The organism is Piscinibacter sp. PDB1-1, assembly GCF_056675995.1.
On the sequence record NZ_JBWVZJ010000001.1, the window covers coordinates 638,560 to 651,327 of the forward strand.

General features: G+C 67.1%; 8 protein-coding genes. 1 reads left to right on the forward strand and 7 read right to left on the reverse strand.

What is annotated here, in order from left to right; all coding sequences use genetic code 11:
* Nucleotides 1-92: 92 nt before the first annotated feature.
* Nucleotides 93-2,012, reverse strand: a complete 1,920-nt coding sequence (locus AC1KAR_RS02815; RefSeq protein ID WP_480314432.1) for a bifunctional diguanylate cyclase/phosphodiesterase — start codon at nucleotides 2,010-2,012, stop codon at nucleotides 93-95.
* A gap of 28 nt (nucleotides 2,013-2,040) precedes the next feature.
* Entirely contained in the window at nucleotides 2,041-2,727 is a 687-nt protein-coding gene (locus AC1KAR_RS02820; RefSeq protein ID WP_480314433.1) for a transglutaminase-like cysteine peptidase, read from the reverse strand.
* A gap of 286 nt (nucleotides 2,728-3,013) precedes the next feature.
* Between AC1KAR_RS02820 and AC1KAR_RS02825 the strand changes: the two genes are divergently transcribed.
* Complete coding sequence (locus AC1KAR_RS02825; protein WP_480314434.1) at nucleotides 3,014-4,861, forward strand: TolC family outer membrane protein; 1,848 nt, start codon at nucleotides 3,014-3,016, stop codon at nucleotides 4,859-4,861.
* A gap of 15 nt (nucleotides 4,862-4,876) precedes the next feature.
* Here AC1KAR_RS02825 and AC1KAR_RS02830 read toward each other — a convergent pair whose 3' ends face one another.
* The 5 genes from AC1KAR_RS02830 to aceE all read right to left on the reverse strand — a co-directional run bounded on the left by AC1KAR_RS02830 (nucleotide 4,877) and on the right by aceE (nucleotide 12,603).
* The gene (locus tag AC1KAR_RS02830; protein WP_480314435.1) at nucleotides 4,877-5,887 is read right to left on the reverse strand and encodes an alpha/beta hydrolase family protein; all 1,011 of its coding nucleotides are present in this window, start codon (nucleotides 5,885-5,887) and stop codon (nucleotides 4,877-4,879) included.
* A gap of 99 nt (nucleotides 5,888-5,986) precedes the next feature.
* Nucleotides 5,987-7,786: a dihydrolipoyl dehydrogenase gene (gene lpdA, locus AC1KAR_RS02835; RefSeq protein WP_480314436.1), complete on the reverse strand. Its 1,800-nt coding sequence runs from the start codon at nucleotides 7,784-7,786 to the stop codon at nucleotides 5,987-5,989.
* A 26-nt stretch (nucleotides 7,787-7,812) separates the two neighbouring features.
* Complete coding sequence (locus AC1KAR_RS02840; protein ID WP_480314437.1) at nucleotides 7,813-8,385, reverse strand: MFS transporter; 573 nt, start codon at nucleotides 8,383-8,385, stop codon at nucleotides 7,813-7,815.
* 84 nt (nucleotides 8,386-8,469) lie between these two features.
* Nucleotides 8,470-9,852, reverse strand: coding sequence for a dihydrolipoyllysine-residue acetyltransferase (gene aceF, locus AC1KAR_RS02845; RefSeq protein ID WP_480314438.1), 1,383 nt, complete (start codon nucleotides 9,850-9,852; stop codon nucleotides 8,470-8,472).
* 42 nt (nucleotides 9,853-9,894) lie between these two features.
* Nucleotides 9,895-12,603, reverse strand: coding sequence for a pyruvate dehydrogenase (acetyl-transferring), homodimeric type (gene aceE, locus AC1KAR_RS02850; RefSeq protein WP_480314439.1), 2,709 nt, complete (start codon nucleotides 12,601-12,603; stop codon nucleotides 9,895-9,897).
* Nucleotides 12,604-12,768 lie beyond the last annotated feature (165 nt).

A 12,768-nucleotide genomic window follows, 5' to 3' on the forward strand; every position in this document is an offset into this window, starting at 1 on the left:
CTGTGTCACTCCGGCCCATGCCGGGGTGACACAAGCGCAGGCCTTTCGCTCACCAGCCGCGCGGCCTCGTGTGTGAGGCTACGGCCGTACGCTCACGCCCGCTGCTGCGCACTCACCCACGGCCCGGTGACGCCATCGATGCCGCACTGCCACAGGCAGGCCGCGTCGGCCGCGTCCGTCACGCCCTCGGCATAGACCTGCAGCGACAGGCCGTGCAGCAGCGTGACAGTGCTGCGCACGAACACCTCGCGGTTCTGGTCGGCAGCCACGCCGCTGGCCATGGCGGCGTCGAGCTTCACGTAGTCGAGCCCGGCTTCGAAAAGGCGCGGGATCATGCCCAGGCGCTCGCCCGCGTGCTCGAGCCCCAGGCGCACGCCGGTGGGTCGCAACTGGCGGCTCAACTCCTGCAGCAGATCGAAATGCTCCACCGCGGCGATCTCCGAGACCTCCAGCGAGATCAGGCGCGCCACGCGCGGTGAATCCCACAACAGGGCACGCAGGCGCGAGGCAAAGCTGCTGTCGGCGAGCGACGCCGGCGAGAGGTTCACGCAACGCGGCTGGCCGTCGCTGCCGGATTCGGCCAGCGCCAGTGCCAGCGCGCGCTCGTCGATCTCGACCGTGAGCTTGCTGCGCATGGCCAGCGGCAGCCAGCGCGCGGCGGGCTCGAACCCGCCCTGCTCCTCGAGTTGGAGGCGCAAGGGGCATTCGAGGTGGATGAGGTCGTTGCGCGCATTGACCACCGGGTAGCTGACCAGGTGCACGCGCCCCTGCGCGAGCGCCTCGCGGATGCGCAGGCGCCAGGCGCCCTCGCCCTGCATCACGACGTCGTCGACCGCCTCGTTGCCCAGTTCGACGGCGTAGGCCCCGCGGGCCTCGGCGCGTGCGAGCGCAGCGTCGGCGGCGCTCATCACCTGGCCCGGCGTCATGTCGCGCCTCAATTCGACAGCCCCCACGCTGACCGCCACGCCCGAACCCAGGCTCGGCAACACGCTGGCCAGCGCATCGGAAAGTGCCTGCGCCGTTTCGCGCGCCATGCCGGCCACCGGCAGGCACATCGCGAAGTCGGAGCCGTTCAGGCGGCCCAGAAAGCAGCCTTTGACTCGCTCGGCGTAAGGCACCAGCGACTGGGCGATGGCCGTGATCACCCGATCGGTGGCCACATGGCCGAGGTTGCGGTTGATGCCCGCCAGATCGAGCACGCGCAGCAGCACCAGGCCGCCTTCGGCCGTTCCGTCTTCGCGCTGCAGCGCCGTGCCGAGCTGGCCGAGAAAGTGCGCACGGTTCGACAAGCCCGTGAGCCGGTCGCAGTTGGCCTGCCTGCGCAGGCTGTCGAGCTGCTCGGCCTGCGCCTGGAAGGTCACGCGCAGGCGGCCCACCATGCTGTTCATGGCACGCGTGAGCCGCTGCAGCTCGGGCACCCGCGGCTCGGGCACGATGCGGAACTCGCCCTCGACCAGCGCGTGCGCCTGCTCCACCGTCGAGTCGAGCGGCTTGCGAATGCGCCGCACCACGAGCATGGCCACGCCACCCGCGATCAGGCCCACCCCCGCCAACGCGAGCGCCGACCGCAGGCTGCTGGCCCAGAGCTCGTCGTAGGCGAAGTAGGTGTGGCTCACCACCTCGACTTTGCCGAGCGCACGCCAGCCATCCGACACCTGCGCGAGGCCCGGCTCCGACTCGATCGGCACCAGGTTCACGAACCAGGCCGGCGCCCGCGTGGCCGTGGGCTGTGCCTCGCGAACGAACCCGACCTTGCCATCAGCCGCGGTGAACTTCACGCGGCGGTAGAACCCGGTATCGAACTGGGCCGACATCAGCAAGCCCATCAACTCGCTGTCGCCCTTTTGCTGCGAGAGCGCCAGCGCCAGCGAATTGGCGTTGTCGGCGTTCTTCAGCCGAAGCTGGGTCTGCAGGTAGCCGCGCGCCGATTCGACCGCCACGGTGACGCTGCCCACGAAAGCCAGGAGCACGGTGCCCAGCAACAACAACCAGATCTGTCGGATCAGCGACATGCCGTCTCCTTGTTCTCAACCCTCGACATCATTGGAACCCCTCCGCCCGCGCCTTCTCGAGCACGCCCCGCCAGCGCGAGAGGCGCGCGCTCGGGTCACCGGCCGCCTGCGCCCCCACACCTTGCCACAAGCCTTCGCTGTTGAAGCTGAACACGGGCACGAGGTCGGGCCGGCGCGAGGCGGGCCGCACCTCGGTGATGAGGTTGTCGAGGATCAGCGGCTCGGCCCCCGGCGCCGCATAGTAGGCCAGCACCATGTGCGCCTGCTGCACGCCATGAGGCCCACCAATCTGCGCCCGCACGTATACGAGCCGAAGCTTGTCGATCGGCATGCCGATGGCCAGCAGGCTGAAGTACTTGGCGATGGCAAAGTCCTCGCAGTCGCCCTGGCCCTTGTCCAGCGTCTCGAGCGGGCTGGCCCAGTAGTCCACCTGGCCCCAGGCCTCGGCGTCGTCGCGGAACAGCACGCGGCGATTGAAGAACTCGTTGACCGCCTGCAGTTGCACCACCTCGCCCTGGTCGGCCGCCTGGGCGATCAGCGGCTGCAACGCCTGGGCGCCGGCCACGGCCCGCGGCGACATGCGCTTGGCCGCCGCCAGCATGCGCACCGAATCCCAGGCCTGCAAAGGCGCGAGCGGGCCGCACAGCAGAACGAACAGCACCACCGCCACCCGCAACGGCGCCCCGCGCCACCGACGCCGCAACGCGCCGGCCATGCAGGGTCTGCGCAGAGAGGGGGGCGAAGGGGGCACGGGCTGTGAGCGGATGGCCGGGTCAACGTCTCGTTGTCGACAGCGGCGCTGCCGACTTGAGCTCGCCGCACCTCGTGGGGACCCAGACCTTCCCCGAAGCTGCATTCGGTTGCAAGTTGCGTGAAATAGTCCCAGGCGCGCACATGGACAGGGGGGCGTTGGGGACAGGGGCCGATGGCTAAACTCGACCGCCAGTGAAGGAACCCCTCACTACGCAGTACTTTTCGACCCTGAGAGAGATCCGAAACTGATGCCGTTCAAGACCCAAGCATTGTTCGTCGCGGCCATGTTGGCGTGCGTCCCTCACGCCCAGGCCCAGACCAACGAGGTCTTGAAGGCCGCAGCGCAGAAGGCCGTCAACGTCAACCCGGACGTCACCGCCCGCTTCAATGCGTACCGTGCCGCTGTCGATGCGGTCGATGCCGCCCGCGGCGGCTACTACCCCCGTCTCGACCTGAATGCTGCCGTCGGCCAGGACCGCGACAGCATCAACTCGCGCACACCCGAAGACCAATCGATCAACCGCAGCGGCGCAGCGCTCTCGCTCACGCAGCTTTTGTGGGACGGCTTGGCCACCAAGAACGAGGTCGGCCGGCTCGACCACGAGCGGCTTGCGCGCTACTTCGACGTGATCGAGATCACCGAAACCACCGCGCTCGAAACCACCCGCGCCTACTACGACGTGCTGCGCTTCCGCCGCCTCGTGCAATTGGCCGAAGACAACTACGTGCAGCACAAGAGCGCGTATTCGCAGATCCAGTCGCGCTTCAAGGCGGGTGTCGGCCGCGGTGTCGACCTCGAACAGGCCGGGGCGCGCCTGGCGCTGGCCGAGTCGAACCTCAGCACCGAGTTGTCGAACCTGCACGACGTCTCCACGCGCTACCAGCGCATCGTGGGCGATGTGCCGCCGGCGAGCATGCCGCTGCCAGTGCCGCTCAAAGACGGCATCCCCGTGAGCGCCAGCGATGCGTCGACCGAAGCCGTGCGCCGCAGCGCCGCCGTCAGCGCCAGCATCGAGTCAATGCGCTCGGCACGCTCGCTCGCATCGGTGCGCGAATCGGCCTACCAGCCCAAGGTCGAGGCCCGCGTGCGTTCGGGTGCCGGCAACAACTTCGACGGCGTGCGCGACCAGAGCCGCAACTCCACCGGCGAGATCGTGCTCACCTGGAACCTGTTCAACGGCGGCAGCGACATGGCACGCGTGCGCCAGCAGGCCAACCTGGTGAACCAGGCCGCCGACGTGCGCGACCGCGTCTGCCGCGACGTGCGCCAGCAGGTCGCCATCGCGTACAACGACACCCGCAAGCTGACCGATCAACTCACCTACCTCGACCGCAACACCATCGCGATCGAGAAGGCACGCGACGCCTACCGCCAGCAGTTCGGCATCGGCCAGCGCAGCCTGCTCGACCTCTTGAACTCCGAGAACGAGCTCTACACCGCCCGCCGCTCGTACGCCAATGCGGAGTTCGATCTGGGCATTGCCTACGCGCGCACGCAGGCAGGCATCCAGCGCCTGGGCGCTCAGCTGGGCCTCATGCGCGGCGACGACACCCCCGTGCCGCCCGACGCGCTCGACAACTGGGGCGCCGGTGAAGACGGCCCCGGCCGCTGCCCCACGCTGGCCATCAGTACGCCCGAGATGGACTACGCACGCCTGGACAAGCGTGCCGCCGACATCACACCGTCAGCCACCGTGGTGCCCGTGTCACCCGCGGCAAGCACGCCAGCCGGCGCGCGGCCGGCCGTTGCGCCCGGCTCACCCGCCGCCCAGACGGCGCAGCGCCTGAACGCCTGGGCGCAAGCCTGGGAGGCCAAGGACGCCACCCGCTTCCTGAGCTTCTACGCGCCGAGCTTCGTGCCCAGCAGCGGAGACCTCACCACCTGGAAGGCCCAGCGCCGCACCCTGATGAACCGGCCGGGCAACACCACCGTGCGCCTCGAAGACGTGACCGCCAACGTCGTCGCACCCGACCGCGTCGAAACCCGCTTCAACCAGATCTACCGTTCGCAGAACATGGACGACGTGACGACCAAGCAGGTGACCTGGCAGCTCATCGACGGCGAGTGGTACATCGTCAGGGAATTGACCCGCTGAGCTTGCACCCGCGATCTACAGCGCGAGCGTGCGGTCGAAGAAGGCCCGCACCGCGGCGTTGAGATCGCGGTGGAACGCCACCCGATCGAAGCCCGGCGCGCTGGCGCACAAGGGCGGCGCGAGGGCCGCGAACGCAGCCGAGCACGGCGCCAGGAAGTCGAAGTGCCCCGCATTCGGCACTTCGCGGTAATCCACCGACCGCACCGGCAATCCGGCCCGCACGGCCTCCGCATACCAGGGATGCGGCAACACCTCGTCGTTCTCCGCACGCCATAGCTGCACCGGCAGATGGATGGCGTGCAGTGATTCACGGCTGAAGGTGAAGCCCAAGGCCGGTGCCAGCGACACGATGGCTTTCACGCGGGCATCACGCACCGGCTTGGCCGGGGCTTCCGCAGCCGCCCGCGCCACCTCGGCATTGCGTTTGATGACGGCGCAGGCGTAGTGGCTCGGGTGTTCCGTGCAGTGCGGCACCACGCGCCGCAGGTCCGCATCGCCACCGGCGAGCGCCAGCACGGTGAAGCCACCCGACGAGAAGCCCAGGGCACCCACGCGCGAAGGGTCGATCCGCTCGCGGCCCGGCCAGATCGCCAGCATCCCGTCGAGCGCACGGCTGAGATGCACCGGCCGCTCGAGCACAGCCGCCGAGCGGCTCTGGTCGGCGTGGTTGTCCCCCGGGTGTTTGACCGCAGCGACCACGTAGCCCGCCTCGGCCAAGGCCACCGCCGTGTCGTGGTGGCTGAGCGCCGAACCCCCGTTGCCGTGCGACACCAGAACAAGAGGCAGACTGCTGCCCACGACCGGCGCGTTGCGCGCCACCGTCATCGTGAAGGGGCCGAACTCGCCGGCCGACGCCGGCGCGTCGGTCGGGTACCAGACCGACACCTCGATGGCCGGACCTTCAGCGGTGGCCGGCAGCGTCAGTTGCGCATAACCGGCCGAACCGGCCCACGCCGACAGACCGGCCCACGAGAGGCCCACGGCCCCGAGGAATCGCGCGGTGCGACGCAGAATGGATTTGTTCATGGCGACAGGCCGTCGTGGAGGAGAGGCGCATTGAAGCATCCCCCTCCGTGGCCTGCATGCGGATCGCGACGAAACGCCGCACCGGAGCGTGAACTGCAGTCAGCGCTTCGTCGGCGGCAGGTCGGTGCAGACGCCCTCGGCGGCCTCGGCAGCCATGCCCAGGCTCTCGCCGAGCGTGGGGTGCGGGTGGATGGTCTTGCCGATGTCCACCGCGTCGGCGCCCATCTCGATGGCGAGTGCGACCTCGCCAATCATGTCGCCCGCGTGCGTGCCGACGATGGCACCGCCCACGATGCGGTGCGTCTCTTCGTCGAACAGCAACTTGGTGAAGCCTTCGTCACGCGTGTTGGCGATGGCGCGGCCCGAGGCCGTCCACGGGAACAGGCCCTTCTTGACCTTGATGCCTTGCGCCTTGGCCTCGTCTTCCGTCAGGCCGACCCACGCGACCTCCGGGTCGGTGTAGGCCACGCTCGGTATCACGCGGGCATCGAAGGCTGCGTGCGCATCACCGGCTGCCACCTCGGCTGCGACGTGCGCCTCGTGCACCGCCTTGTGCGCGAGCATGGGCTGGCCGACGATGTCGCCGATCGCAAAGATGTGCGGCACGTTGGTGCGCATCTGGATGTCCACCGGGATGAAGCCGCGATCACTCACCGCCACACCGGCCTTGTCGGCCCCGATGCGCTTGCCGTTGGGCACGCGGCCCACCGCCTGCAGCACCAGGTCATAGAGCTGCGGCTCCTTCGGGGCGTTTTCGCCCTCGAACTTCACGAGGATGCCCTTCTTCGTCGCCTCGGCCCCGACCGTCTTGGTCTTGAGCATGATGTTGTCGAAGCGCGGCGCGTTCATCTTCTGCCAGACCTTCACCAGGTCGCGGTCGGCGCCTTGCATCAGGCCGTCGAGCATCTCGACCACGTCGAGTCGCGCGCCCACGGTGCTGCTGTAGACCGTGCCCATCTCCAGGCCGATGATGCCGCCGCCGATGACGAGCATGCGCTTGGGCGCCTGCCGCAGTTCGAGTGCGCCGGTGGAGGTGACGACGCGCGGATCATCCTTCGGCAGAAACGGCAGCTTCACCGCCTCGGAGCCCGCCGCGATGATCGCGTTCTTGAACTTGATCACCTGCTTGCCGCCGTCGGCCTTGGTGACGCCCAGGTGATAGGGGTCGAGGAACTCGCCCGTGCCCTGCACCACCGTGACCTTGCGCATCTTGGCCATCGCGCTGAGGCCGCCGGTCAGCTTGCCCACCACCTTGTCCTTGTGGGCCTTGAGTTTGGCGATGTCGACCTTGGGCTCGCCGAAACTCACGCCGAGCGCGTCGAAGTGCTTCACCTCGTCCATCACGGCGGCCACATGCAGCAGAGCCTTCGACGGGATGCACCCGACGTTCAGGCAGACGCCGCCCAGCGTTGGGAAGCGCTCCACCAGCACCGTCTTCAAACCGAGATCGGCCGCGCGGAAGGCGGCGCTGTAGCCGCCGGGGCCTGCGCCGAGCACGAGCACGTCGCACTCGAGGTCGGAGCCGCCGCTGTGCGTGGCGGCGGGGGGCGCGGCCACGGCGGGAGCCGCTGCGGTGGCTGCCTTGGCAGCGCTTGCGGGCGATGCCGGGGCGGAAGCCGCGGGTGCGGGTGCGGCTGCGGGTGCCGGTCCAGAAGAAGCGCCCTCGCCTTCGAGCACGAGAAGCGGCGAACCCTCGCTGATCTTGTCGCCGATCTTGACGCGCATCTCCTTCACCACGCCGGCGTGCGACGATGGAATCTCCATCGAAGCCTTGTCGCTCTCGACCGTGACGAGCGACTGGTCCTTGGCCACGGTGTCGCCGGGCTTGACCAGCACTTCAATGATGGCGACGTCTTTGAAGTCACCGATGTCCGGGACCTTGATCTCGATGGCGGGCATGGCTTGTCGTCTTTCTCTTGGGTGTCTTATGTGTCGAGTGCGAGCGTCTGCACCTTCACCGGGCCGGAGGAGTTCTTGTCGAACTCGCAGCCGGCGAGCACGCCGATCTCGGCCAGCTCCTTCGCGCTCGCGGTGCGGTCGAACGCGGCGTGCATCGCGCCCAGCGCAAACGCGCGCCCGGAGCCAATGGCCCAGAAGCGATCGAACTCGAACACCTCGCGGTACGAGTACACGCCGTAGATGCCGCTGGCGTTGGCGATGAGCGCGGTGAACTGCGAGCTCTCGTAGGGGTCGGCGTCTTCTTCCTTGGGGTTGAGGTAGAAGACTTCCTTCAGCTTCGGGTGGATGCGCAGAAAGGTGTCGAACACGTCGTCGCGCGAGTGCAGCTTGAGTTCTTCGGGCGTCAGCCAGTTGAGCGCGCGGCGCAGCACCGGAAAGTGCGCCGTGCTGCCCGCCATGCCAATCCACGAGTCGGCCACCTTGAACAACTTCTCGTTGTTTTCGTAGCCATGCGGCAGGCGGGTGTCGCCGAAGGTGACGAGGCTGTCCCCGGCGATGGCCACCTGGCCGGCTTTGCGGACGACGACGACTGTCGTCACAGCCCGATCCTCCGCAGGGCCGCCCCAAGGAGGATCGCGCCCCCTCGGGGGGCAGGAGCGAAGCGACGTGGGGGCATCATGAAATTAGAGAATCACGCGCCGGAAGTCGGCGAGCACCTGCGCCAGGAAGGCGTTGAAGCGTGCAGCCGCCGCGCCATCGATCACGCGGTGGTCGTAGCTCAGGCTCAGCGGCAGCATCAGGCGCGGCTGGAACGCCTTGCCGTCCCACACCGGTTCCATCACGCCACGGCTCAGGCCGAGGATGGCCACCTCGGGCGCGTTGATGATGGGCGAGAAATAGCGCCCGCCGATGCCGCCCAGCGAGCTGATCGAGAAGCAGCCGCCGCTCATGTCGGCCGGGCCCAGCTTGCCGTCGCGCGCCTTGGCGGCCATCTCGCTCATCTCCTTGCTGATCTGCAGGAGGCCCTTCTTGTCGGCGTCTTTCAGCACCGGCACCACCAGCCCATTCGGCGTGTCGGCGGCGAAACCGATATGAAAGTACTGCTTGAGCACCAGCGCGTCGCCATCGAGCGAAGCGTTGAACTCAGGGAACTTCTTGAGGGCCGCCACCACCGCCTTGATCACGAACGCGAGCATGGTCACCTTGACGCCGCTCTTCTCGTTCTCCTTGTTGAGCTGCACGCGCAGGGCTTCGAGCTCGGTGATGTCGGCGTTGTCGTGGTTGGTGACGTGCGGGATCATCACCCAGTTGCGGTGCAGGGCTGCGCCGCTGATCTTCTTGATGCGGCTCAGGTCCTTGCGCTCGATCGGGCCGAACTTGGCGAAGTCGACCTGCGGCCAGGCTGGCAGGCCCGGGAAGTTGCCACCACCCGATGGCGCAGCCGCGCCGCCCTTGGCCGATTGAGCCTTGGTCTGCACCTGGCCGGCCATCACGCCCTTGACGAAGCCGTGCACGTCGTCGTGCGTGATGCGGCCTTTGGGGCCACTGCCCTTCACCTCTTCGAGCGGCACGCCGAGTTCACGCGCGAGCTTGCGAATCGTGGGCGAGGCGTGCGGCAGATCGCCGCGCGGGGCGGTCGGTTCGTGCGCTGGCAACGCGGCGGTCGGCAGCGTGCGTTCTGCTGCGGGCGCCGCCAGCGGGGCCGGTGCGGGCGCCACGGCGAGCTCCACGGGCGCGACCTTCTGCGTCGATACATCGGGCTCGGATTGCGGTGCTGGTTCAGGCGCCGCGGCTGGAGCGGTCGCCGCACCGGAAGCCGCTGCGCCACCGGCCGCTTCGATCATCAGCAACAGAGAGCCTTCGCTGATCTTGTCGCCGAGCTTGACCTTCATCTCCTTGACCACGCCGGCGTGCGTCGAGGGGATCTCCATCGAAGCCTTGTCGCTCTCGACCGTGACGAGCGATTGTTCGGCCTTGATCGTGTCGCCGGGCTTGACCAGCACCTCGATGATCTCGACGTCCTTGAAATCACCGATGTCCGGGACCTTCACTTCCACCAGGGCCATGTTCTTGTCTCTTTCTTGCGTGTTGTCTGGAGGTCGGTCGCGTCAGGCGTACAGCGGGTTGACCTTGTCGGCGTCGATACCGTACTTCTTGATGGCCTCGGCCACCTTGGCTGCCGGGAGAGTGCCCTCATCGGCCAGGGATTTGAGAGCAGCCACGACGATGTAGTGGCGATTCACCTCGAAGTGCTCGCGCAGCTTGCTGCGGAAATCGCTGCGGCCGAAGCCGTCGGTGCCCAGTACCTTGTAGGTGCGGCCCTTGGGGATGAACGCGCGGATCTGGTCGGCGTAGTTCTTCATGTAGTCGGTGGATGCGATCACCGGGCCGGCGTACTTGTCGAGCTGCTGCGCTACGAACGGCACGCGAGGAGTCTCGGTCGGGTGCAGGAGGTTCCAGCGCTCGCAATCCTGGCCGTCGCGGGCCAGCTCGTTGAAGCTCGGGCAGCTCCAGATGCTGGCCGACACGCCCCACTCCTTGGCGAGCAACTCCTTGGCGGCAATCGACTCGCGCAAGATGGTGCCGCTGCCCAGCAGGTTCACGCGCGGGGTCTTCTTGGCACCCTCGTCGAGCAGGTACATGCCCTTGATGATCTGCTCCTCGGTGCCCACCTTCAGGCCGGGCATCGGGTAGTTCTCGTTGAGCAGGGTCAGGTAGTAATAGACGTTGTCCTGCTTCTCGACCATGCGCTTCAGGCCGTGGTGCAGGATCACGCCCACCTCGTGAGCGAAGGTCGGGTCGTAGCTGATGCAGTTGGGGATGGTGCCGGCCAGGATGTGACTGTGGCCGTCTTCGTGCTGCAGGCCCTCGCCGTTGAGCGTGGTGCGACCCGAGGTACCGCCGAGCAGGAAGCCGCGCGCTTGCATGTCGCCGGCCGCCCAGGCCAGGTCACCGATGCGCTGGAAGCCGAACATCGAGTAGTACACGTAGAACGGGATCATGATCCGGTTGTTCGTGCTGTACGAGGTGGCCGCCGCGATCCAGCTGCTCATGCCGCCGGCCTCGTTGATGCCCTCTTGCAGGATCTGGCCGGCCTTGTCTTCCTTGTAGTACATGACCTGGTCCTTATCGACCGGCGTGTACTTCTGGCCTTCGGGGTTGTAGATGCCGATCTGGCGGAACAGCCCTTCCATGCCGAAGGTGCGCGCCTCGTCCACCAGGATGGGCACGGCGCGCGGGCCGATCTCCTTGTCGCGCAGCAGCTGCGTCAGGAAGCGCACATAGGCCTGCGTGGTGCTGATCTCGCGGCCCTCCGCCGTGGGTTCGAGCACTGCCTTGAAGGTCTCCAGGGCCGGCACGGCGAGCGTTTCATCGGCCTTGGTGCGGCGGTGCGGCAGGTAGCCGCCCAGCTCCTTGCGGCGCTCGTGCAGGTAGCGCATCTCGACCGTGTCGTCGGATGGCTTGTAGAAGGGGATGCCCTTGTCGATCTGCTCGTCGCTGACCGGGATGTTGAAACGGTCGCGGAAGCTCTTGATGTCGTCGTCGGTGAGCTTCTTGGTCTGGTGCGCGGTGTTCTTGCCCTCGCCGCTCTTGCCCATGCCGAAGCCCTTGACGGTCTTGATCAGCAAGACCGTGGGCTGGCCCTTGGTGTTGACGGCCTTGTGGTACGCCGCGTACACCTTCTGCGGGTCATGGCCGCCGCGCTGCAGGCGCCAGATGTCGTCGTCGCTCATCTTGGCCACCATCTCCAAGAGCTTGGGGTGCTGGCCGAAGAAGTGCTTGCGGACGAAGGCACCGTCGTTGGCCTTCATGGCCTGGTAGTCGCCGTCAATCGTGTCCATCATCACCTTGCGCAGGATCTCTTCCTTGTCGCGGGCGAGCAGCGGATCCCAGTAGCTGCCCCACAGCAGCTTGATGACGTTCCAGCCCGAGCCGCGGAACTCGCCTTCGAGCTCCTGGATGATCTTGCTGTTGCCGCGCACCGGGCCATCGAGGCGCTGCAGGTTGCAGTTAACGACGAAGATCAGGTTGTCGAGCTTCTCGCGCGCTGCGAGGCCGATGGCACCCAGCGACTCGGGCTCGTCCATCTCGCCGTCACCGCAGAAGACCCAGACCTTGCGGTTCTCGGTGTTGGCGATGCCGCGTGCGTGCAGGTACTTCAGGAAGCGCGCTTGGTAGATCGCCATCAGCGGGCCGAGGCCCATGCTGACCGTGGGGAACTGCCAGAACTCGGGCATCAGCTTGGGGTGCGGGTAGCTGGAGAGGCCCTTGCCATCCACCTCTTGCCGGAAGTTGATCAACTGCTCTTCGCTGATGCGGCCTTCAAGGTAGGCGCGGGCATACACGCCGGGTGAGCTGTGCCCCTGGATGTAGAGCAGGTCACCGCCGTGGCCCTCGCTCTCGGCGTGCCAGAAGTGGTTGAAGCCCGCGCCGAACATGGTCGCCAGCGAAGCGAACGACGAGATGTGCCCGCCCAGATCGCCACCATCGGCCGGGTGAAGGCGGTTGGCCTTGACCACCATCGCCATCGCGTTCCAGCGCATGTAGGCGCGCAGTCGCTCCTCGATCTCGACGTTGCCCGGGGTGCGTTCTTCCTGGTCCGGCGGAATGGTGTTCACGTAGGCCGTGCGGGCTGAGAACGGCATGTCGATGCCGGCCTGGCGCGCATGGTTGATCAGCTCTTCAAGGAGAAAGTGGGCGCGCTCGCCCCCTTCGGTCTGGATCACGGCGGAGAGGGCGTCCAGCCACTCACGGGTTTCCTGCGAATCGGCGTCGTTTGCGGACGCGCCAAGAAACGCCTCGGGCATTGCAGACATGCTTGTCTCCTTGTGATTTGGCTGTACTTGAACTTGCGCGGCAGTGTCGCATAAGGCAAGAAATTTTCAAATAGCGCCAATCGCTTTCATATTGCGAACTTCTCGTTTCGTCAGACGCATCGGGGTGGCCACCGTAACGGCCCATCGGCCCCACCCTCGATAATT

Excerpts from the sequence above, each read along its gene's own strand:
- AC1KAR_RS02815 (WP_480314432.1), bottom strand. The coding sequence starts at position 2,012 with ATGTCGCTGATCCGACAGATCTGGTTGTTGTTGCTGGGCACCGTGCTC.
- AC1KAR_RS02820 (WP_480314433.1), bottom strand. The coding sequence starts at position 2,727 with ATGGCCGGCGCGTTGCGGCGTCGGTGGCGCGGGGCGCCGTTGCGGGTG.
- AC1KAR_RS02825 (WP_480314434.1), top strand. The coding sequence starts at position 3,014 with ATGCCGTTCAAGACCCAAGCATTGTTCGTCGCGGCCATGTTGGCGTGC.
- AC1KAR_RS02830 (WP_480314435.1), bottom strand. The coding sequence starts at position 5,887 with ATGAACAAATCCATTCTGCGTCGCACCGCGCGATTCCTCGGGGCCGTG.
- lpdA (WP_480314436.1), bottom strand. The coding sequence starts at position 7,786 with ATGCCCGCCATCGAGATCAAGGTCCCGGACATCGGTGACTTCAAAGAC.
- aceF (WP_480314438.1), bottom strand. The coding sequence starts at position 9,852 with ATGGCCCTGGTGGAAGTGAAGGTCCCGGACATCGGTGATTTCAAGGAC.
- aceE (WP_480314439.1), bottom strand. The coding sequence starts at position 12,603 with ATGTCTGCAATGCCCGAGGCGTTTCTTGGCGCGTCCGCAAACGACGCC.